This is a genomic window from Micromonospora sp. NPDC005220 (assembly GCF_040607895.1).
Lineage (GTDB): Bacteria > Actinomycetota > Actinomycetes > Mycobacteriales > Micromonosporaceae > Micromonospora.
The window spans coordinates 1-21,782 of record NZ_JBEXHP010000011.1 but is presented as its reverse complement, the minus strand read 5'-3'; the positions used below and the strand labels follow the sequence as shown (position 1 = coordinate 21,782).

18 protein-coding genes and 1 riboswitch are annotated in these 21,782 nt (G+C 70.9%); of the genes, 12 read left to right on the top strand and 6 right to left on the bottom strand.

The annotated features are described in order from the left end of the window. Positions 1-6: 6 nt before the first annotated feature. From ABZU52_RS07515 to ABZU52_RS07495, 5 genes are read left to right on the top strand one after another with little or no spacing between them, the layout of a single operon-like run. Positions 7-1,500 carry an FtsW/RodA/SpoVE family cell cycle protein gene (locus ABZU52_RS07515; RefSeq protein WP_354970245.1) on the top strand — a complete coding sequence of 498 codons (1,494 nt, stop codon included), beginning with the start codon at positions 7-9 and terminating at the stop codon, positions 1,498-1,500. Continuing rightward, positions 1,497-3,002 (top strand): penicillin-binding protein 2, encoded by a 1,506-nt coding sequence (locus ABZU52_RS07510; protein WP_354970244.1) that lies wholly within the window; start codon positions 1,497-1,499, stop codon positions 3,000-3,002. Before ABZU52_RS07515 ends, ABZU52_RS07510 begins: the two co-directional genes overlap by 4 nt. 1 nt (position 3,003) lies before the next feature. Further along, complete coding sequence (locus ABZU52_RS07505; RefSeq protein ID WP_354970243.1) at positions 3,004-4,413, top strand: protein kinase; 1,410 nt, start codon at positions 3,004-3,006, stop codon at positions 4,411-4,413. Continuing rightward, entirely contained in the window at positions 4,410-6,227 is a 1,818-nt protein-coding gene (pknB, locus tag ABZU52_RS07500) for a Stk1 family PASTA domain-containing Ser/Thr kinase (RefSeq protein ID WP_354970242.1), read from the top strand. Before ABZU52_RS07505 ends, pknB begins: the two co-directional genes overlap by 4 nt. A 19-nt stretch (positions 6,228-6,246) precedes the next feature. Next, positions 6,247-6,936 carry an ElyC/SanA/YdcF family protein gene (locus ABZU52_RS07495; RefSeq protein ID WP_354970241.1) on the top strand — a complete coding sequence of 230 codons (690 nt, stop codon included), beginning with the start codon at positions 6,247-6,249 and terminating at the stop codon, positions 6,934-6,936. Between the two features lie 46 nt (positions 6,937-6,982). Here ABZU52_RS07495 and ABZU52_RS07490 read toward each other — a convergent pair whose 3' ends face one another. From ABZU52_RS07490 to ABZU52_RS07475, 4 genes are read right to left on the bottom strand one after another with little or no spacing between them, the layout of a single operon-like run. Continuing rightward, complete coding sequence (locus ABZU52_RS07490; protein WP_354970240.1) at positions 6,983-7,633, bottom strand: aminodeoxychorismate/anthranilate synthase component II; 651 nt, start codon at positions 7,631-7,633, stop codon at positions 6,983-6,985. A gap of 2 nt (positions 7,634-7,635) precedes the next feature. Further along, the gene (locus tag ABZU52_RS07485) at positions 7,636-7,914 is read right to left on the bottom strand and encodes a hypothetical protein (RefSeq protein WP_354970239.1); all 279 of its coding nucleotides are present in this window, start codon (positions 7,912-7,914) and stop codon (positions 7,636-7,638) included. A gap of 4 nt (positions 7,915-7,918) precedes the next feature. Beyond that, positions 7,919-9,643 (bottom strand): class E sortase, encoded by a 1,725-nt coding sequence (locus ABZU52_RS07480; protein ID WP_354970238.1) that lies wholly within the window; start codon positions 9,641-9,643, stop codon positions 7,919-7,921. After that, positions 9,640-10,440, bottom strand: coding sequence for a DUF881 domain-containing protein (locus ABZU52_RS07475; protein WP_354970237.1), 801 nt, complete (start codon positions 10,438-10,440; stop codon positions 9,640-9,642). Before ABZU52_RS07475 ends, ABZU52_RS07480 begins: the two co-directional genes overlap by 4 nt. 220 nt (positions 10,441-10,660) lie before the next feature. Between ABZU52_RS07475 and ABZU52_RS07470 the strand changes: the two genes are divergently transcribed. From ABZU52_RS07470 to ABZU52_RS07450, 5 genes are all read left to right on the top strand, one after another. Continuing rightward, positions 10,661-10,924 carry a cell division protein CrgA gene (locus ABZU52_RS07470; protein WP_030331997.1) on the top strand — a complete coding sequence of 88 codons (264 nt, stop codon included), beginning with the start codon at positions 10,661-10,663 and terminating at the stop codon, positions 10,922-10,924. 206 nt (positions 10,925-11,130) lie between these two features. Next, a complete protein-coding gene (locus ABZU52_RS07465) occupies positions 11,131-13,329 on the top strand; it encodes a (Fe-S)-binding protein (RefSeq protein WP_354970326.1) in 2,199 nt (732 codons plus the stop codon). A gap of 115 nt (positions 13,330-13,444) precedes the next feature. Next, on the top strand, positions 13,445-14,758 hold the full coding sequence (locus tag ABZU52_RS07460; RefSeq protein ID WP_354970325.1) for a hemolysin family protein: 1,314 nt from the start codon (positions 13,445-13,447) through the stop codon (positions 14,756-14,758). Next, entirely contained in the window at positions 14,751-15,752 is a 1,002-nt protein-coding gene (locus ABZU52_RS07455; protein ID WP_354970236.1) for a hemolysin family protein, read from the top strand. The genes ABZU52_RS07460 and ABZU52_RS07455 overlap by 8 nt, the downstream gene beginning before the upstream one ends. Positions 15,753-15,919: 167 nt before the next feature. After that, complete coding sequence (locus tag ABZU52_RS07450) at positions 15,920-16,933, top strand: NlpC/P60 family protein (protein WP_354970235.1); 1,014 nt, start codon at positions 15,920-15,922, stop codon at positions 16,931-16,933. 55 nt (positions 16,934-16,988) lie between these two features. Here ABZU52_RS07450 and ABZU52_RS07445 read toward each other — a convergent pair whose 3' ends face one another. Then, positions 16,989-18,971, bottom strand: coding sequence for a peptidoglycan recognition family protein (locus ABZU52_RS07445; protein WP_354970234.1), 1,983 nt, complete (start codon positions 18,969-18,971; stop codon positions 16,989-16,991). A gap of 235 nt (positions 18,972-19,206) precedes the next feature. Next, positions 19,207-19,342, top strand: a riboswitch (cyclic di-AMP (ydaO/yuaA leader). Between the two features lie 13 nt (positions 19,343-19,355). On the opposite strand from ABZU52_RS07445, the gene ABZU52_RS07440 reads away from it, so the two are divergent. Next, positions 19,356-20,396 (top strand): NlpC/P60 family protein, encoded by a 1,041-nt coding sequence (locus ABZU52_RS07440; RefSeq protein WP_354970233.1) that lies wholly within the window; start codon positions 19,356-19,358, stop codon positions 20,394-20,396. A gap of 67 nt (positions 20,397-20,463) precedes the next feature. Here the strand turns inward: ABZU52_RS07440 and dcd are convergent, their stop codons facing one another. Further along, positions 20,464-21,042: a dCTP deaminase gene (gene dcd, locus ABZU52_RS07435; protein WP_089018323.1), complete on the bottom strand. Its 579-nt coding sequence runs from the start codon at positions 21,040-21,042 to the stop codon at positions 20,464-20,466. Between the two features lie 99 nt (positions 21,043-21,141). Between dcd and ABZU52_RS07430 the strand changes: the two genes are divergently transcribed. Further along, on the top strand, positions 21,142-21,699 hold the full coding sequence (locus ABZU52_RS07430; protein WP_354970232.1) for a pyridoxamine 5'-phosphate oxidase family protein: 558 nt from the start codon (positions 21,142-21,144) through the stop codon (positions 21,697-21,699). Positions 21,700-21,782 lie beyond the last annotated feature (83 nt).

The following is a 21,782-nucleotide window of genomic DNA, read 5'->3' as shown; positions in this document are numbered from 1 at the left end:
CCACCCGTGACCGTAGCGGCCACACCGGCATCCTCGCCCGCCACCGCGGGCGAGCAATCCGGCGTACGCCTGGCGCGGTCGCGCCGCAACGCCGAACTGTCCCTACTGCTGCTAGCGATGGTGTTGGTGGCCGCGTACGGGGCGACCGTCGAGGCGAACCTGCTGGACACGGTCACCCCGGACTTCTGGATGCCGGCCGCCGCGCTCGGCGCGGTCTTCCTCGGCCTGCACCTGGTCATCCGGTTCCTCGCCCCGTTCGCCGACCCGGCGCTGCTGCCGGCGGTGGCCCTGCTCAACGGGCTCGGGGTGGGCTTCCTCCGCCGGATCGACCTGGGCGACGCCCCGGTGGCCGAGCGGGAGAGCCTGGCCGTCTTCGCCGGGCAGGGCGGGCGCCAGCTGGCCTGGACGCTCGGTGCGGTGATCCTCGCCGCCGGCCTGCTCGCCATCATGCGCGACCACCGGTCGATCTCGCGGTACGCGTACACCCTGGGGTTGGCCGGCATCGTGCTGGTGATGATCCCGGCGGTGCTGCCGTCGAGCATCTCCGAGATCAACGGTGCGAAGCTGTGGATCCGGGTGGGTAGCTTCTCCATCCAGCCGGGTGAGTTCGCCAAGCTGGCGCTGCTGGTCTTCTTCGCCTACTACCTGGTGCGCAAGCGTGAGGTGCTGTCGCTGGCCAGCCGGCGCTTCCTCGGCATCGATTTCCCGCGTGGCCGAGACCTCGGCCCGGTGGTCGGCGTCTGGCTGATCAGCGTCCTGGTGCTGGTGTTCGAGAAAGACCTGGGCACCTCGCTGCTCTACTTCGGCATGTTCGTGGTGACGCTCTACATCGCCACCGAACGGGTCAGCTGGCTGCTGATCGGCCTTGTCCTCTTCTTCGGCGGCGCGTACCTCGCCTACGTCCTCGGCTCGACGGTCGGTGGGCCGTTCGCCAACTTCTACCTGCGGGCGGAGATCTGGCTCGACCCGTTCGCCGACCCGACCAACAAGGGCTACCAACTCGTACAGGGCCTGCTGGCCCTGGGCACGGGCGGGCTCTTCGGTGCCGGGCCGGGCGGCGGCCAGCCGGAGATCCTGCCCGAGGTGCAGAACGACTTCATCTTCGCCGGCATCGGTGAGGAGATCGGCCTCTTCGGCCTCTCCGCGCTGCTTGTCGTCTACCTGCTGATCGTGGAGCGCGGGCTGCGCGCCGCGCTCGCGGTCCGGGACTCGTTCGGCAAGCTGCTCGCCGGCGGTCTGGCGTTCACCCTCGGCCTCCAGGTTTTCGTGATCGTCGGCGGGATCAGCAAGCTCATCCCGCTGACCGGTCAGACCACCCCGTTCCTGTCCGCCGGTGGGTCGTCGCTGATGGCCAACTGGCTGCTCATCGCGGTGCTGCTGCGGGTCTCCGACGGCGCCCGCCGACCGGTGACCGGAGGGGGCGGCGGCAAGGCGGCCCGTCCCAGCGGTGGCCCGCCCGAGCAGTTGCACGGTGCTCCCACGGAGGTGATCAAGCCGTGAACGCACCCCTGCGCCGCGTTGGCGTCGTCGTCATGGTCCTGTTCGGTCTGCTCTTCGCCAACCTCAACTGGATCCAGGCCTACAAGGCGGATGAATACCGCACCAGCGACTACAACGGTCGGGTCCAGGTCGCCGAGTACGACCGTAAGCGCGGCAACATCGAGGCCGGCGGCACGGCCCTTGCCACCAGCAAGGAAACCACCGGCAACCTCAAGTTCCTGCGCACCTATCCGAGCGGGGCAAAGTACGCCCATGTGCTCGGCTACAAGCCGGTCAACCTGGCCGACCAGGGCATCGAGAAGGTGGAGAACGACTTCCTGGCCGGCACCAGCGACCAGCTGATCGGCGACCGGTTGAAGGACATGTTCACCGGCGACGACACCGGCGGCGGCAACGTGCTGCTCACGCTCTCCAAGCGGGCCCAGGACACGGCGTACGACCAGCTGCGCAACAACGAGGTGGGCGCGAAGCGGGGCGCGGCGATCGCCATCGACCCGCGTACCGGTGCCATCCAGGCGCTGGTCTCCATGCCGAGCTTCGACCCGAACCCGCTGGCCAGCCATGACACCAACGAGGCGGCGGCGGCGTACAACAAGCTGGAACAGGACCCGGAAGGCCCGCTGAAGAACCGCGCGCTCTCCGAGACGTTGCCGCCCGGCTCCACTTTCAAGATCGTGGTTGCCGCGGCTGCGCTGGAGAACGGCGTCACCACGACCACCCAGATCCCGGCCGGTCCCAGCTACACCGCGCCCACCTCGGGCACCTCGATCCGCAACGCCGATCCGTCGATCTGCCCGGATCGGCAGGTGACCCTGCTGAATGCTGTCACCTACTCGTGCAACACCGGTTTCGCCCAACTCGGCGTGCGGCTCGGCGCTGACACCGTCAAGGAGAAGGCCCGCCAGTTCGGCTTCGAGCAAGAGGACCTGACCGTCGGCCAGCTCGGCGAGGGCGGTCTGCGTACCGAGGCGAGCCGGACCGGGGACATGCAGAACCCGGACGGCAGCACCGACCCGGCCGCGCTCGCCCAGTCCTCGATCGGCCAGAACAACGTCCGGATGACGCCCCTTGAAGGCGCGATGATCGCCGGCGCGATCGCCAACAACGGCAGTCAGATGCGGCCGTACCTGGTGCGACAACTGCTCGCTCCGGACCGGACCACCAGCTACTACACCGCGAAGGCGCGGGAACTGCGCCAGCCCGTCCAGCCGCAGGTCGCCACCGACCTGCGCGACATGATGGTCAGCGTGGTCCAAAAGGGCACCGGGCGGCAGGCCGCGATCAACGGCTACACGGTCGGCGGCAAGACCGGCACCGCCCAGTCCGCCCCGGACCGGCCCGACCACGGCTGGTTCATCGGCTTCGCCCTGGACAAGAACGGCAACCCGGTCTCCGCGGTCTGCGTGATGCTGGAGCAGGCCGGCCGCGGCGGCAGCGGTGAGGCCGCTCGGATCGCCGGTCAGATCATGCGGGCCGCCATCAACGACCCAGGGGGTCGCTGACATGCTCAGCCCCGGTGTGCAGCTCGGCAACCGCTACCGTCTCGACGAGCGGATCGCCAGCGGCGGCATGGGCGACGTCTGGCGCGGCACCGACCAGGTGCTCGGCCGGACGGTCGCGGTGAAGAGCCTGCTGCCCGCGCTGCTCGACGACCCGGACTTCGGTGAGCGGTTCCGGGGCGAGGCCCGCACCATGGCCACCATCAACCATCCCGGCGTGGTGGACGTCTACGACTTCGGCAACGACCAGCAGATCGCCTTCCTGGTCATGGAATACGTCGAGGGCGACGCCCTGTCGTCGACGTTGAGCCGGGTCGGCCGGCTCACTCCGGCCCGGACGATGGCCCTCGTCGCGCAGGCCGCCGACGCGCTGCACGCCGCGCACGAGAAGGGCATCGTGCACCGCGACGTGAAGCCGGGCAACCTGCTGGTCCGGCCGAACGGCACGCTGGTGCTGACCGACTTCGGCATCGCCCGCTCCGACCTGGTCGGCCAGCTCACCGCCGCCGGTTCGGTGCTCGGCACCGCCTCGTACATCTCGCCGGAGCAGGCCACCGGCGGCGTGGCCACCCCGGCCTCCGACGTGTACGCCCTCGGCGTGGTCGCCTACCAGTGCCTGGCCGGTCGGCGGCCGTTCGAGGGCGACAACCCCCTCGACATCGCGATGCGGCACGTCCGGGAGACGCCCCGGCCGCTGCCGGCCGACATCCCTCCGCAGGTGCGCGCCCTCGTGGAACGGGCGTTGGCCAAGGACCCGGCCGCCCGATGGCCCAGCGCGGCAGCGCTCGCCGGGGCCGCCCGTCAGCTCAAGGCTGCGCTCTCCCAGCAGGCCCGGGCCGGTGGCAACTCCGGGCCGATCTCCGCCGCGCCCTCCTCACCCGCCGCCCCCGGCCGGGCCCAGGTGCCGCAGGCGCACCAGATGCGTCCGCCGGCGGCCCGCCAACCGACGGCCGGCCCGAGGCCGACCACGATCGCGCCCGCCCAACAGCCACGGCCCACCACCGTCGCGCCGGCCGTCCAGGCCGCCCGGCCACAGGGCGCACCGAACGGCTACCCCCGTGGTGCCGCCGCGGTGCCGTCCGGGCCGCCCCGACAGGACCACCCCCCGGCGTACGCCCGGCAGGCCGGCCCGGCGGTGCCGTCACCCGAGCCCCAGCGGTCCCGGCCCGGAATGGTGCTTCTCGCCATCCTGCTGGCCGTGCTGGTCCTGCTCTGCTCCGGCGTGATTTCCTACAACCTACGGAAGCAGTCGCAGGCCGCTGAATTCGCCGGGCTGGCGCCGCGCACCGTGGCGTCCGGCGCGCTACGACTCGACGGACGCGACGATCCGACCCGGACGTCGTACCGTCGGGAGGTACGACTCCAGCCGGGCGGCGGCGGGACGACGACGAGCGAAGGACGACAGACGCGATGACAGCGCAGGCCCGCCTGCTCGGTGGCAGGTACCAGGTCGGCGAGCTGCTCGGCTATGGCGGCATGGCCGAGGTGCACCGTGGTCGCGACCTCCGGCTCGGTCGGGACGTCGCGATCAAGATGCTCCGCACCGACCTCGCGCGGGACGCGACGTTCCAGATGCGGTTCCGCCGGGAGGCGCAGAACGCCGCCTCGCTGAACCACCCGGCGATCGTGGCGGTCTACGACACCGGCGAGGAGACCGCGCCGACCGGCGAGACGCTGCCGTTCATCGTCATGGAGTTCGTCAACGGGCGGACCTTGAAGGAGGTCCTCGGCGCCGAGGGGCGACTGCAGCCGCGCCGGGCGCTGGAGATCTGTGCCGACATGTGCGCCGCGCTGGAGTTCAGCCACCGGCACGGCATCATCCACCGGGACATCAAGCCCGGCAACGTGATGCTCACCCAGACCGGTCAGGTCAAGGTGATGGACTTCGGCATCGCCCGCGCGCTGGCCAGCGGTGCGACCACCATGACGCAGACCAGCGCGGTGATCGGCACGGCGCAGTATCTCTCGCCGGAGCAGGCCCGCGGTGAGGCCGTCGACGCGCGCTCCGACGTGTACGCGGCCGGCTGCGTGCTGTTCGAGCTGGTCTGCGGGCACCCGCCGTTCGTCGGGGACAGCCCGGTCAGCGTCGCGTACCAGCATGTGCGGGAGACGCCACCGACGCCGAGCGACATCAACCCGGACGTCACCCCGGCCGTCGACGCGATCGTGCTCAAGGCGCTGTCGAAGAACCCGCTCAACCGCTACCAGAGCGCCGGGGAGATGCGGGCCGACCTGCTCCGCGCCGCCGCCGGCCGGCCCGTGCTGGCCACCCCGGTGCTGCGCGAGGCGGAGACGGTGGCGATGGCCCCGGCCGGCGGTGGGGGCGGCTATCCGCCTGCCGGCCGTGGGCCGCAGACCGGGCAGATCCCCGCTCGTGTCGGCGACCCGCGTCAGCGCAAGGCGTCCTCCTGGCTGATCGCGATGTTCAGCGCGGTCGGCGTGCTGGCGGTGATCGCGCTGGTCGCCGCCCTGCTCTGGAGCCAGCAGCAGGACAAGGACCTGAAGTCGGTACCCACCCTCACCGGCAAGAGCCAGGCCGTCGCGGTCGCCGAGATTCGCAACGCCGGGCTCTCCCCGCAGGTGGGTGACCCGGTGCTGGACAGCGACTGCACGAAGGGCAACGTCGTCAACCAGGATCCGGCGCCAGCCAGCCGGCTGAAGCAGAGCGAAACGGTCACCATTCAGGTCTGTGGGGGCGTGCCCGAGGTACGCGTTCCGGCCGGGCTCAAGGGCAGCAAGCGGGAGAGCGCCATCGCCCGGCTCACCGAGGCGAAGCTCAAGTACGAGGTCAAGACAATCAACGCCGAGGCGAGCCAGGACGAGGTTCTCAACGTCGACCCGCCCGAGGGCGAGAGCGTTCCCGAGGGCACGAAGATCACGCTCACCGTCTCGAGAGGCAACGTCCGTGAGGTGCCGGACGTCGTGGGGTTGAGCCAGGCGGAGGCCACCCGCGTCCTCCAGAACTTCGGCTTCACTGTCGCCGTACAGAAGGGGCCCGAGGTGCCGGCCGCCAATGCGGGCGAGGTCACCGACCAGAGCCCGAACGGCAAGGAGAAGAAGCCGACCGGCACGAAGGTGACCATCAAGGTGAGTCAGCCGGAGCCGGAGGCCGACCCGACGCCCACTGCGACGCCGACGGGTACGCCGACGGGCACGCCCACCACTCCCGGCGCCGGAGGCGGCATCGGTCTGCCGTTCCCGCCCCCGCCGAACCAGCCGCAGGATTAGGCCCCCCGCGGGCATCGGCATGGCCGAGGCGTCCCCGGTCGGGGCGGTGCGGCGGTGGCCCCGACGCCTCCGCTGGCTGGCCGTCGCGGGGCTTGTCGTGCTGGTGCTCGCCAGCTGCCCGTGGCTGTGGACGACGCTCGCCGCACGCGGCCACCTGTACGCCGCCGCCGACGCGCCGGCCGCCGACGTGGTGATCGTGCTCGGCACCGAGGTGGCCGCCGATCGGCAGCGGCCCGGGGACCGTCTCGCCGGTCGCCTGGACACCGCCGCCGAGTTGGTGACCAGTGGGCGGGCCACTGTCGTCCTCGTGTCCGGCGACGGCGGTGGCGCGTCCGGCGACGAGCCGGCGGTGATGACGACGTACCTCTCCGAGCGCGGTGTCGACAGGCGCCGGGTGGTGGCCGACCCGTACGGCCTGGACACCTACGACAGTTGCGCGAGGGCACGCGAGGTGTACGGCGTCGAGCGGGCGCTGATCGTCACCCAGTCGTACCACCTGTCCCGGGCGGTGACGCTGTGCCGGCAGCTCGGCCTCGACGTCGACGGGGTGACCGCCAGCTGCGACGGTTGCGGCGCCGCACTGCTCGCCGAGAAGTCGGTACGGGACTACTTCGCCAGTGGCAAGGCGGCGTGGGACGCGGTGCGCGACCGACCGCCGGCGGTGCGTTCGCCCGCGGACCCCGCGATCCAGCAGGCGCTGCGCGGCTGACCCGGCCGCCGGGTGCTCTCAGACCCGGGCCCTGACGGTCGGGCGCTCAGGTGGTGGCGAAGGCCGCCAGGCGGCGGGCGTCGACCTCGGCGGCCAGGGCGGGTGCCCGCTCCAGCGCCTCGGGGTGGCCGCAGCTGGCCAGCCAGTTGGCCAGCATCAGGTGACCGCCCTCGGTGAGCACCGACTCCGGGTGGAACTGGACGCCCTCGATGGGCAACGTCCGGTGCCGCATCGCCATCACCACGCCGGAGCCGGTCCAGCCGGTGACCTCCAGCTCGTCCGGAAGCGTCTCGGGCAGCACCGCGAGGGAGTGGTACCGGGTGGCGGTGAACGGGTCGGGCAGGCCGGCGAGTACGCCGACCGAGTTGTGCCGCACCTCGGAGGTCTTTCCATGCAGCAGCTCGGGCGCGCGCGTCACGGTCGCCCCGAACGCCTCGCCGATCGCCTGGTGACCGAGGCAGACCCCGAAGATCGGCAGCTTGCCCGCGTACTCCCGGATGACGTCCAGGCAGATGCCGGCCCGGTCCGGGCTGCCCGGCCCGGGGGACAGCAGGATGCCGTCCGCGCCAACCCTGCCCACCTCAGCGACGTCGATCTCGTCGTTGCGGCGAACCTCGCAGTCCACGCCGAGCTGGCCCAGATATTGGACCAGGTTGAAGACGAAGGAGTCGTAGTTGTCGATCACCAGGACTCGCATGGTCACCTGCTCGGGGAGGGGGGCGCGGGGTTGTTCTGGTCGGTGTCGTACGGCAGTTCGTGCTCGTCGCCGGCCGGGGTCTCCACGGTCACCGGGTCGCCGCCACCCGTCTCCGCGGGTACGCCGGACTCGACCTGCACGTCGTCGAAGGGCAGCAGGGGCTCGGCCCAGGGGAAGGCGACATACCACAGCAGGGCCACCGTGGCGGCCACCAGCAGCACCGAGCCGGTCACCTTTCCTACCACGCCGAACGGCAGCTTGCGCCAGATGAACGCGTACATCGGGTCAGCCTCCCAGCTCCACCGGGCGGCCCGCGGACTTGGGTTGGGTGCGGTCCAGTTCGGCGTGGATGATCAGGCGCTGGTAGTTGTCGAACTTCGGGTTGCACGTGGTGAGGGTGAGCATCCGCTTGGTCGGCTTCTTGTCCGGCTCGCCAGGCACCGGCGCCACCACCTCGACCTGGGTCGGCCGGACGATGCGGGACTGCGACACCCGGTAGACGTACCAGTCGTTCTTGCTCTCGACCACGATCGCGTCGCCCTCGTCCAGTTCGTCCAGCCGCCAGAAGGTGGCCCGGTTGCGGTGGCCGGCGACGGAGAAGTTGCCCACCTGGCCGGGCAGCGCGCTGGCCGGGTAGTGGCCCGGGGCGAAGCGGATGTCCTGCTGGGTGACGCCCTCGACGACGACCCAGTTCTTGTCGAGCTTCGGGATGTAGAGGCCGGCGAGCGGCTTGCCGCGTACCGGTGGGGATGGTTTGACGCTCGGGCCCACCGACGGGGCGACCGTCGGATCGTCGGTCGGACCCCAGGCCTGGGCCAACTCGTTGTTGAGGTCGTTCTGGTGGGCGTCGACGATGGCCGACTTGCCCCAGACTTCGTAGCCGGCGAAGAGCAGGACCACCAGGCCGAAGGTGATCAGGATTTCGCCGGTGACGCGGACACCGGTGCGCAGCCGCGAGCCGAACGAGGGGCGGGTGAGCTCGGAGTAGACGCTCTTGTAGCCCTCGCCGGTCTGGTGCGGCCGGAGTTGGACCACCCGCTCGCCGCGTCGAGGTTGGGGCGGGTCGGTGGGGTTGTCGCCGGCCGGCTCCTCGGGGACGGCCGTGCGGGGTACGGCACCCATCAACGCGGTCGAGTCCATGGTCGGCGGTCTGCTGGCGGGTGCGCCGGTCACGGCCGGAATCAGCGCGGTGGCGCCCGGGTCCGCGTTGCGATCCGCTCCAGCGCTCGGTGGGACCCGGCCCGGCCCGGTCGACGGCGCGAAGCCGTCGTGCCCGGCCGCTGCCACCCGGTTGGGGGCGGCCGGTGAGACCGGGGTGGCCGGGGCGCCGGTGGGCCGTGCCGGCCGGGCGGTGACCTGCGGAATGGGCGCGGTCGGCGAGTCGGCCAGCGGCGGGATCGAGGGGCCGGAGGAAACGGGCCGGCTCGGAGCGCCCGAGGGGTCGGAGGAGGCGGGCCGGCTCGGGGCGCCCGAGGTGGTCGGTCGGGTCGGCATCGGCAGCCCGCCAGGCGTGGCCGGTCGGGTCGGGGCGGCACCCGGCGGCACTCCCGCACCCGGTGGATTGCCGGCGGTCGGCGGTCGCGTCGGCGCGGCGCTGGGTGGGGTGGGTCGGGTGGACGCGGCACTGGGCGCGGGGGGCCGGGTCGGGGCGTTGCCGGGGACGGCGGGCCGAACCGGGCCCTGGTTGCCAGCGGTCGGACGGTCGGGGGTGGTCGCCGGGGGAACCCCGGCACCGCCGTGCGGGCCGGGCGTGTGCGCCGCGGTGCCAGGCCAGGGCGGTGGGGCTTCGACGCCTGGGCTCCCCGGGGTCTCGGTCGGCCCGGGTGGGCTGGCGTTCGGCCGCGTCGGTTGCTCGGCTCGCGGAGGGTGCAGCACCGGCTCGGGCCAGTTGCCGGCCGTGGTCGGTCGGCCGGGTGCCGGATCGGGGCGGTCGAACTTGGGTAGGAAGGCGGTCGGCTCGTCCGTCTGGTCCCGGTGTCGCCCGTCGCGTCGTTCGTCCGGCCCGCTCATTTGGGCACCGTAGCCGAGCGCAGGGCGGTGGAATCCTCGAATGCGGGAACTCGCACCGTGGAGGTCGTCTCCTTGTAGCCGAGCTGGTAGTCGTCGACCGCGTCCTTGAACAACCGGACTCCCTGGGAGCTGGCGAGGGCCTGCTGGAGGGCAGCGGGATCGCCGATTGCTACGATCTTGAACGGTGGAGAATACACCCGACCATGAAGTAGCAGGGTGTTACCGACGCAGCGTACCGCGCTGGTGGTGAGCACGCGGACATTCATGATTGACATGGCCTCGGCCCCGCCGGCCCACAGCGCGTTGACCACCGCCTGCACGTCTCCCTGATGCACCACCAGGTCGTCGTTGCTGGCGTCTGACTGGGTCTGGTCGTGCTGTGGCGCGTCGTTCAGCTCGACGGTGACCCCGGGCCCGGTGAGCGCGGTGAACCCGGCGTCCTGGAGGCTGCCCTGGGCACGGTTCTGCTGCTTCTTGATCGGGGCGTCCGAGCCGGCCAGCGTGTCGGTCCGTTGCTCCACCTCACCGCGTAGCTCGGCGGCGCGGCGTTCGCTGGCCGCCACCTGTTCGCGTCGGTCCTCGATGAGCTGGTTGAGCTGGGGTCGCCGGTCCTCCCGGAGAGCGGTGCCGCCTGCGGTGGTCGCGGTGGTGGTGAAGAGCAACCCGGCCGCCGCGGCGATCAGGGGCACCCCGATCGACCAGCCCGGACGGCGTTGACGCGGTCGCCGGGGCAGCAGCCCGGCCGCGGCCCGTCGGAGGACCTTCTGCCAGGAGGTTGCGCCGGATGTGTACTCCACCGAGCGTTCCTTCCGCGTGTCGGGGATCGTCCGTGCCGGCCGGGCCGGCGGTTCGAACGGTCCCGCCTCTTTCGGTCACTCCGTGCACCGGCCTGACCCCATTCGTGGTCCGGCCGGCCAATCGGGACTACGCTAGCTCTCGAACATTATTGGCCATGGACCGTCGCCCTCGCGCCCGGTTGTCAGGCCGGACGAGGTCGTCACCCCTCTGGAGAGCGCCGTGCCCAAGTCTCAGGTCCGTAAGAAGAAGGTGTACACCCCGCCGACGGACGTCCGTCCGACGACGACGGCGTCGTCGCGCAAGCCTAGCCCGGTGTGGTTGCCGGTCACCGCGGTCGCCTTGATCGTCGTCGGGATCGGCTGGCTGGTGCTCTACTACCTGTCCGAGCAGGAGTACCCGGTCATGGCGTGGGGTTACTGGAACCTCGCCGTCGGCTTCGGTGCGATGGTCGCCTCGCTGGCGTTGCTCTCCCGCTGGCGCTGATTCGAGCCGACCGTCGCGTCGGCGGTCTCACATCACCCCGTCGAGCCCCTGCCCAGCAGGATCGGGTGGGGGCCCCTAAGGTGTGCGCAGGCAGCGCAGCCTACTGCGAGATGACTCACGTTACCGCCGGGTAACTTTCGCGTAGGCTGCACTGTATGACCGAGCAGGGCGAGGTCATCAGGCAGCAGACCGGGGAGGCCAACTCGATGGGCAGCGTCCAGATCGTCACCACGATCCTCGCGGCCGCCATCACCGCCGTGGCGGTGTGGCTTGCGGTGCGTGCGGTGCTGAAGATGGTGGCAGTCATCCGGCTCGGGCAACCCGCGCCGGACCGGTTCTCCGACAAGGTCGCCCGCGCCAGGACGATGCTGGTGGAGACGGCCGGTCACACCCGGATGCTCAAGTGGGGCGTGGTGGGCGCCGCGCACTGGTTCGTGATGGTCGGCTTCATCGTGCTGTCGCTGCTGGTGCTCGAGGCGTACTTCGAGGTGGTCACCCCGACCGGCGGGCTGCCCCTGATCGGGCATTGGACGATCTTCGGGTTGGCCACCGAGATCATCACCGTGCTGGGCCTGGTCGGCATCCTGGTGCTGATGGCGATCCGGCTGCGCAACCGGCCGACGCGGCTGGGCGGGCGGTCCCGGTTCACCGGCTCGACCATGTGGCAGGGCTACTTCGTCGAGTGGATCGTGCTGCTGGTCCTGATCTTCGGCCTGCTGATCCGCGGCTTCAAGGTCGCCACCGACCACTTCGAGTACCCGGTCTGGGCCACCCCCGTCAGTCACGCGGTCGGCGCGGTGCTGCCCGACTGGTCGGACGGCGCGAGCGTCGCCGCGCTCATCAAGATCGCCATCTCGATGACCTGGCTGATCGTCATCTCCCTGAACGTCACCATGGGTGTCGCCTGGCACCGCTTCCTGGCGTTCCCCAACATCTTCTTCAAGCGGGAACCGGCCAAGCCGGCCGGCTCCGGTCTCGGCGCGCTGCGCCCGATGACCAGCCAGGGCAAGCCGCTCGACTTCGAGGAGGCGGACCCGGAGAAGGACCAGTTCGGCGTCGCCCACGTCGAGCAGTTCAGCTGGAAGGGCCTCCTCGACTTCAGCACCTGCACCGAGTGCGGTCGCTGCCAGTCGCAGTGCCCGGCCTGGAACACCGGCAAGCCGCTGTCTCCCAAGCTGCTGGTGCTGAGCCTGCGCGACCACGCGTACGCGAAGGCGCCCTACCTGCTGGCCGGCGGCGGCAAGGACCTGACCGGCGAGGAGAAGGCCACCCAGGCGCAGCTCGCCCACCTGGACGTGCTGGCCCTCGCCGAGGCCGACAAGCCGTTGATCGGCACCGCCGAGGAGGGCGGTGTCATCGACCCGGACGTGCTCTGGTCCTGCACCACCTGCGGCGCCTGCGTCGAGCAGTGCCCGGTGGACATCGAGCACGTGGACCACATCGTCGACATGCGCCGCTACCAGGTGCTGATCGAGTCGAGCTTCCCCTCCGAGGCCGGGGTGATGCTGCGCAACCTGGAGAACAAGGGCAACCCGTGGGGCGCCCCGCAGAACACCCGCGAAGACTGGACCAAGGGCCTGGACTTCGAGGTGCCCCGGGTCGGCGAGGTGGACGACTTCGAGTACCTGTTCTGGGTCGGTTGCGCCGGCGCGTTCGAGGACCGGGCCAAGAAGACCACCCGTGCGGTGGCCACGCTGCTCAACGAGGCGGGCGTGAAGTTCGCGATCCTGGGCGAGGGTGAGACCTGCTCCGGCGACCCGGCGCGACGGATCGGCAACGAGTTCGTCTTCCAGATGCTCGCCCAGCAGAACGTGGAGACGCTGAACGAGGCGTTCGAGGGTCGGGACAAGGCCAAGCGCAAGATCGTCGCGACCTGCCCGCACTGCTTCAACACCCTGGGCAACGAGTACGGGCAGCTCGGCGGCGAGTTCGAGGTGGTCCACCACACCCAACTGCTCGCGCACCTGGTCGCCACCGGCAAGCTCACGCCGGTGCAGCCGGTCGACGGCGGCGTCACCTACCACGACCCCTGCTACCTGGGTCGACACAACCGGATCTTCGCAGCCCCCCGGGAGGTCCTCGGCGACGCCATCGCGGGCGACCTGACCGAGATGCCGCGCAACAGCGAGCGCTCCTTCTGCTGTGGTGCTGGCGGTGCCCGGATGTGGATGGAAGAGAAGATCGGCAAGCGGATCAACGTGGACCGGGTCGAGGAGGCCATGGCCACCGGGGCGAAGACGGTCGCGGTCGGTTGCCCGTTCTGCTCGACAATGCTCAACGACGGGGTCAACGGCAAGGGCGCCGGCGAACAGGTCGAGGTGATCGACGTGGCGAGCGTGCTGCTCCGTTCGGTCAAGCCCGAGCAGCAGCAGGGCGGCAAGGAGACCGCGCCGGTCGCCGGCTGAGACGCGTACCCCCGGGATCTGTTCATCGACGGCCGCGGCCCCTGCGGGCCGCCGCCGTCGTGCAAGAATCTCGCCGAGGTGAGGCGACATCGACGGCCTACTCTGGACGACGCTGCTGCCCCTGGTCGGCTTCGTAGCCCTGACCGCGGGCAACGCGTTCTTCGTCGCGGCCGAGTTCGCCCTGGTCACGGTCGACCGGGCGGAGATCGACCGGCGGGCCGCGGCGGGCGACCAGGCCGCCCTGACGGTACGCACAGCGTTGCGCGAACTCTCCTTCCAGCTCTCCGGGGCGCAGCTCGGCATCACCATCACCGCGCTGCTCACCGGCTACCTGGCCGAGCCGGCCCTGGCTCGGCTCTTCACCCCGCTGTTGCGCCCGCTGGCCGGCGGCAGCACCGAGCGACTCACCCCGTTCCTCGCGTTGGCCCTGGCCACCCTGATCTCCATGCTCTTCGGCGAGTTGGTGCCGAAGAACGCGGCGCTGGCCCGGCCCATGCCGGCGGCGCTGGCCACGGCCGGCCCGATGCACACCTTCTCCCGGACGTTCGGCTGGGTGATCCGAGGGTTGAACGGCTCGGCGAACCGACTGGTCCGGGCGCTCGGCGTGGAGCCGCAGGAGGAGTTGGCCAGCGCCCGCTCACCGGAGGAGCTGGGCCTGCTGGCGGGCATCTCGGCGCGTGCCGGCGCGCTGCCGACGGACACCGCGATGTTGCTGCGCCGCACCATCCGTTTCGGCGACAAGCGGGCCGCCGAGGCGATGACTCCCAGGGTGGACGTGGTCGCGCTGCGCGTCACGGCCACCGTGGCCGAGTTGCTGGAGGAGTCGCGGCGGACCGGGCGAACCCGGTTCCCGGTGTACGAGGAGACAGTGGACCTGGTTACCGGCGTCGCCGGGGTGCCGGACGCGCTGGGCGTGCCGCTGGCCGACCGGGCGTCGACGACTGTCGGCTCGGTGGCCCGCGAGCCGGTGTACGTGCCGGAGAGCCTCAACCTGGACGGTGTGCTGGCCGCGCTGAAGGCGGCCGGGGCCGACCTGGCCATCGTGGTCGACGAGTACGGCGGCACCGACGGTGTGGTGACCGTCGAGGACCTCGTCGAGGAGTTGGTCGGCGAGATCGCCGACGAGTTCGACCCTGCGAGCGTGGACGACGACGGGTCGGTCGAGCTGACCGTGCCGGGTGGCGAGCGCACCGTGCTGGTCGACGGTGTGCTCCGCTCCGACGAGTTGGCCGAGCAGACCGGCTTCCGACTGCCCGAGGGGCCGTACGAGACCCTGGCCGGGTTCCTGATGGCCCAGCTCGGGCACATCCCGCTCGCCGGCGAGACGGTCGAGGCGGACGGCTGGGAGTTCACAGTGGTCGAGGTGGAGCGGCACCGGATCGAGCAGGTTCGGGTGCTGCGCCCGGCGGATCCGGACGACGATGAGTGAGCTGCTGGTGACCGTGCTGTTGCTGCTCGGCAACGGGTTCTTCGTGGGCAGCGAGTTCGCGCTCATCGCGTCCCGCCGGACGGTGATCGAGCCGCTGGCCGCCGGGTCGAAACGCGCCCGCTGGGCGTTGTCGGCGATGAATCAGATTCCGCTGATGATCGCTGGCGCGCAACTCGGCATCACGGTGTGCTCGTTGGGTCTGGGCGCGATCGCCGAACCGGCGTTGGCCCACCTGCTGGAGCCGCCGTTCCACGCGGCCGGCCTGCCGGAGCGGGCGGTGCACCCGGTGGCGTTCGTGCTGGCACTGGGCGTGGTGGTCTTTCTGCACACGGTCGTCGGCGAGATGGTGCCGAAGAACATCACGCTGGCCGGTCCGGAGGTGTCCGCCCTCTGGCTCGGCCCGGCGATGCTGGCGTTCTGTGTGGCCACCAAACCGTTGTTGCTCGCGATGAAGTGGGCGGCGCGACGGGTGCTCGCGTTCTGGCGGATCGAGGCGTCCGAGGCGGTGAAGACGGTGTTCACCGCCGAGGAGTTGGCCGGCCTGGTCTCCCAGGCGCGTACCGAGGGTCTGCTCGACGCGGAGCAGCACGCGCGGATCACCGGCGCGCTGGCCCTGCACGCCCGGACGGCGGCGGACGCGCTGCAACCGTGGTCGACGGTGGTGACGGTGGCCGAGGACGTCTCGCCGGCGTCGCTGGAGGTGCTGGCGACCCGGACCGGCCGGTCCCGGTTCCCGGTGGTGCAGCGGTCGACCCGTCGGGTGCTCGGCTTTGTGCACGTCAAGGACGTGCTCGGGTACGCCGGGCAGGGTCGCCGCTCCCCGGTGCCGGCCGACGTCTATCGGCCGCTCGCGGTGGTGCCGCCGGAGCGTACGCTGGCCGATCTTCTGCTGGCCATGCGTCGCGAGCGGCGGCACATGGTGCTGGTCAGCGACGGGCGCCGACCGCTCGGTGTGGTCACGCTCGACGATGTATTGACCGCAATCGTTGGGTGATGGACCAATACCCTTGGTGTGCAAGCGGTTGCGCGACAGTGATGGTTATCCCGCTCGCCTTGATTACCGCCCCGAGCTTCCCTAATGTGATGCACCGACCGCTGTGGGTCGTCTGCCTCGGCCCTTCCCTCACGCGAGGCGCCCGGCGGTCGGTTGCAAAGGAGTCGGTGCCGGTGGCAACCATGCCCCCTCATCGTCACGACCTGAATGCGTCTGCTCGCTCTGCTGGCCTGCGCCGCGCCGCCCACCGGGTCCTGGTCCTGGTCGCCGCCGCGGCGGTCGGCGCCGGTCTGTTGACCGCGCCGGCACATGCCGCGCCCACGGTCGACGAGATCGAGGCGCAGATCGACAAGAAGTGGGAGCAGTTGGAGCCCACCATCGAGCAGTACAACAAGGTTCGGGCGCAGCTGAAGGTCAACCGGCAGAAGTCGGCGGACCTGCAGAAGAAGATCGAGCCGCTGGCGCTGCAGAGCGAGATGGCGTTCAACCGGGTCGGTGATCTCGCCTCCCGCTACTACATCTCGGGCCCGTCGCACGACATCGGCGCGCTGCTGGTCAGCGCCAAGCCGGACACGCTCACCGAGCAGCTCACCATCCTCGACCGGCTCGCCTCGCAGGAGCGCAAGGAGGTCGAGGGTGTGCTGGCCGTGCGGGCCAAGTACGACGGCGAGAAGCAGAAGCTGGACGCGCTGATCGTCACCCAGACCAAGCAGCAGAACGAGCTGGCGGCCAAGAAGAAGCAGATCGACACCGAGATCAAGCAGCTCGAGGCGTCGATGCCCAAGACCACTGTGGTGACCGCGGCCTGCCCGACCATCAACGGAGTGGTCAGCGCGGCGGCCCGCACCGCGATCCGGACCGCGTGCGGCAAGGTCGGCAAGCCGTACGTCTGGGGCGCCACCGGCCCGAACTCGTTCGACTGCTCGGGGCTGACCCAGTACGCCTACAAGGCGGCCGGGATCTACCTCACCCACCACACCGGTGACCAGTGGAACGAGGGCAAGGCCGTCTCGCGCGCCGACGCCCGCCCCGGTGACCTGGTCTTCTTCTTCTCCGGCCTGAGTCATGTCGGGTTGTATCTGGGCAACAACCAGATGGTGCACGCGCCACGCGCCGGCAAACCGGTGCAGGTGTCCAGCATCACCACCATGCCCATCGCCGGGTTCCGCAGACCCGGCTGATCCACCTCGCGCGACACGACGGCCCCCGGTCACCGACCGGGGGCCGTCGTGGTTCTCAGCGAGGCGCGTCCACCGGGGACGGCAACAGCTGCACGTCGGCGAGGTCGACGTACATGATCCGGTGGCCGAACTGGATCTGCGCGTAGCGGTTTTTGCCGCGAATCACCGTCCAGTCACCGGGCGAGGAACCGTCGAACGTGCTGGCCCGGTAGTACTCGCCGGCCAGCACCGCGCCGACGGCGTACCGCTGCCCGGCGGCCAGGGTGTACTGCAACGGCGAGATCGCCTGGTAGGGCACCCCGTCCGGGTACGCCGACTGCTCCGGGTACGCCCGTCCGTAGACCGGGATGGTGGCCCGGCCGGGCTTCGGTGTGGCCACGACCCCGACGGTCCAGCTGGCGGTCGGCGCGGACGCCGGGTTGTGGAACCAGGCCCGCTGCCCGAGATACCAGATCGCCGTCCAGTCGCCCTGCCGCCCGGCCAGCGCGTATGTCTGCCCGGCGGATGCCCGGGCCCCGTGGTCCGACACGGCCATCGTGTTCGGGGTGCCGTCCGGGCGCAGCGCGATGTCGTTGACCAGCGGCGCGTCCGCGGCCGGTGCGCTCCGCAGCACCACCGCCGAGGAGCCGCGCGGCGCGCACGGCACGCCCACGGTGACGCAGTCGGTGAACGCCGGCCGGTTGGTGGCATAGGCCGGGTCGATCCGGACCAGCCCGGTGGCCGGGGTGCCGGTGTCCAGTCGGGGTGCGTGCAGCAGGTCGAAGTAGTGCGACCAGTCCCAGTACGGGCCCGGATCCCAGTGCATCCCCCGCACGGTCGAGGCTACGGTGCCGGGCACGTTGTCGTGGCCGATGATGTGCTGGCGGTCCAGTGGGATGCCCAGCCGCAGCGCCAGGTGCCGGACCAGCTTCGCCGAGGTCCGGTACATCGCCTCGGTGTACCAGGTGCCCTGCGCCGCGAAGCCCTCGTGCTCCAGCCCGATCGACTTCGCGTTGACGTACCAGTTGCCGGCGTGCCAGCCGACGTCAGTGGTCTTCACGTGCTGGGCGATGTGCCCGTCGACCGAACGCAGCGAGTAGTGCCAGCTCACGTAGGTCGGGTCCTGGACGAGTTGCAGGGTGGTCGCCCAACTCGCCTCGGTGTCGTGGATGACGATGTACTCGATCTTCTGCCGGGCGGGCCGGTCGGAGAGGTCGTGGTTGCCGTAGTCGCCGTCGCCGAACGCCTCGTAGGGGGCCGGGATCCACTCGCAGGAGATGGTGCGCGGGCACTCGACCCCGTCCGGGCGGGCCAGCCGGCGCAGGCCCAGCCGGTCCAACCAGGAACGCTCGGGCCGTACCGCACGGGCCGGCAGGGTTATCCGCTGACCGTCGTCGGTCATCCGGGACTGGTCCGCGCCGATGGTGGTGAAGACCTCCTCGGCGAAGGCCGCAGCGGCGTCGGCGCTGTCCGCGCCGGAGTAGCGGGCCACCGCGCCGTACCAGGCGGCCGGGTCGGTGTCCGCGCCCACCGGCGCGCCCAGATCCCGTTGGTACGCGCTCAGCAGCGCGGCCCCACCCCGGATGTTGAGGCCCGCGTCGGTGCGTAGCGCCTCGGGGGTGGCGCCGGTCAGCGTGGCGGCGGCGTCCACGGTCTGCAACGCGGCGGTGGGCGGGGCGGGGGCCTCGACCGGCCGGGGCGCGGGCAGCCGGGCGGGACGGGAGTCGTCGCCGCGTGGGTCCTCGACACCGGCGTCGTGGTGACCGCGCCCGGGTAGGGCGGCCACGTGCCGCGCGTCGGTCAGGTGCATCGGGCCGTAGCCGCCACTGGTGCTCGGTGTGCCGGCGTTGGTGTCCCAGCGCGACTCCAGGTAGGAGACGCCGAGCAGCACGACGGTCGGTACGCCGTACTCGGTGGCCGCGGCGGCGTACTGCTGCTGGCGGTCGGTGGTTGGCGCGGCGGCGGCCGGGCCGACGGAGAGTGGCGCCGTGGTCGCGGCGGCGACCACGGTGGCGGCGAGCAGGGCGCGCCAGCCGGCCGACAGGGTTGGATGGTGCATCGAACCCCCTAGATTCTCGCGGAGTGCGGTCAGGTCACCATCGCGCCGCCCGGGAGGTCAGGTCAATACCTTTCCATCTATCGAAGTCAGTGGAAAGAATTCTTCACACACTGTCGGTGACCTCGTCCAACCCGTACGGAGTGTCACGGCCGTTCGGGTTGCGGATCGGTAACAAGCGTCTCTACTCTGGTCATTTGTCGGCCCGACAGCAGCTCCGCCCAGCCCGGGCGGTAACGGACCGACACCGCCGAGTCGTTTCCGAGCGAACCGGGGACCCAGGTCCCTCGGGGTGAATCCGCAGCCACTGCGGTAGGGCGCCGACTTCCCGCCCGAACCCGTCAGCTAACCCGGTAGGCGGTCAGGAAGAAGGAGTACGGAACCCCGGTGGCACTCCATGCCCCGCGGCCGTCGTCCGACCGGTCGGCATCAGCCGGCCCGTCGTCGATCGTGCCGCGCCCACGCTGGTACCGCTTCACCACCGCACTCGCCGCGCTGGCCGGCGTCGCCGTCGTCCTGACCGGCAGTGCCACGGCGGCCCACGCCGACCCGTCGGTCACCGAGATCGAGCGCCAGATCGACGCCGACTGGAACAAGCTCGAACCGATCATCGAACGGCACAACGCCACCCGCACCGACCTCGCCGCGAAGCGCAAGCAGGCCGACGCGCTGGCCGCCCGCATCACCCCGCTGGAGCGCCAGGTCGACGCTGCGATGGACAAGGTCAGCGCGCTGGCCGTCCGCGCCTACATGGGTGAGAACGTCTCGACCGTCAACGCGGTGCTCGGCAGCCGATCGCCCAGCGAGGTGGTCGGCCAGCTGGAAATGCTCGACCGCTTCGCGCACAACCAGCAGAAGGACGTACGCCAGGTGGCCGACCTGCGCGACCAGTTGGCCGCGCAGAAGGCGCCGCTGGACGAGATGGTGGCCCAGCTGAGCCGCACCGAAGCCCAGTTGGCGGCGAAGAAGAAGCAGATCAACGAAGAGATCGACCGCCTGCAGAAGCTGCGCCTCAAGGTGTACGGCAGCGGTGGCGGTGGCCCGCTGCGCCCGGCGCCCTGCCCGGGTAGCTACCCCGGCGGCGCCGCGGGCACCGCTGTCAAGTTCGCCTGCGCGCAGATCGGCAAGCCCTACGTCTGGGGCGCCGAGGGTCCGAACTCGTACGACTGCTCCGGCCTCATGCTGGCCGCCTGGGCGAAGGCCGGCGTGTCGCTGCCGCACAACGCCGCCGCGCAGAGCCGCGTCACGAAGAACGTCAGCAGGGGCGACCTGCGCCCCGGCGACCTGGTCTTCTACTACAGCGACATCCACCACGTCGGCATGTACGTCGGTGGCGGCTGGGTGGTGCACGCCTCGCAGGCCGGTCAACCGGTCAAGATGAAAAAGGTCGACGACGGCCCGATCCACAGCTACGGCCGCCCGGGCTGACCCCGGGTGACGACAGGGCCCGCCGCGATCCGTCGCGGCGGGCCCTCGTCGTTCTCTGCGTCGTGCCTCAGCGGGTGGGCCAGGTGCGCCAGTGCTGCCAGGCGCGGCTCGGGGTCGGCCCCCGCTGGCCCTGGTAGCGCGAGCCGTAGACCACCGAGCCGTACGGGTGCTCGGCCGGCGAGGAGAGCCGGAAGATGCAGAGCTGCCCGATCTTCATGCCCGGCCACAGGGTGATCGGCAGGTTCGCCACGTTTGAGAGTTCCAGCGTCACGTGACCGGAGAAGCCCGGGTCGATGAAACCGGCGGTGGAGTGCGTGAGCAGCCCGAGCCGCCCCAGCGAACTCTTGCCCTCCAGGCGGCCGGCGAGTTGGTCACCCAGCGAGATGACCTCCAGCGTCGAGGCGAGCACGAACTCCCCCGGGTGCAGCACGAACGGCTCGCCATCGGGGACCTCGACCACCGAGGTCAGGTCGTCCTGCTGCATGGCGGGATCGATGTGGGTGTAGAGGTGGTTGTTGAAGACCCGGAACAGCCGGTCGAGTCGGACGTCGATGCTGGACGGTTGGACCAGGGTGGGCTCGAACGGCTCCAGGCCCAGCGTGCCGGCCTTGATCTCGGAGACCAGGTCGCGGTCGGAGAGCAGCATCGGACCACCATAGCCGCGTTGCCCAAAGTGGCCGGATTTGGTGCCGGTGACCAGCGCGTCGAGGTCGCTGCTCGTACATTTGTTCGATAGAATGCCCACATGGCTTCCTGGTCCGAATTCGCCGCCGACGAGCCCCGACTCGCCGACGGGATCCGCGTTCTCCTCCAGCAGTACGGGCCGGGCTTCGGCTATCTGGCCACGGTCCGTGCCGACGGCGGGCCCCGCGTCCATCCGGTCTCCCCGGTCATCACCGCCGAGGGGCTGTTCTGCTTCATCATCGACTCGCCCAAGCGCCGCGACCTGGAACGTGACGGCCGCTACGCGCTGCACTCGTTCCCGGCGGAAGAGAGCGACGACGAGGCTTACGTGGCGGGGCGCGCCCGTCCGGTGACCGATCCGGTCCGGGTGGCGCAACTGGCGCACAGCGCCCGCGCCGAGCCGCAGGTCGACTGGCGGCTCTTCGAGTTCACCGTCGACGTGGCGATGCTCACCCGCCGTGAGCAGCACATCGCGGGCGTTCCGGGCCTCGCGCCAGGTCGGCCGGCCGTTCGGGTCTGGCTCGACCCACACGCCCCGTCGGCGGTGGCCGCGCCACTCGCCGTCCCTTCGACCCGCCCGGCCCGCCGCAGCCGTGACGTCCAGTGCACGGCCGCCTGACCAGCGCCAAAAGATCATCGGTGCCGGCTCCGTCGTGACGGAGCCGGCACCGCGTATACGCCGCCTCCCGCCCGGCGTGCCGC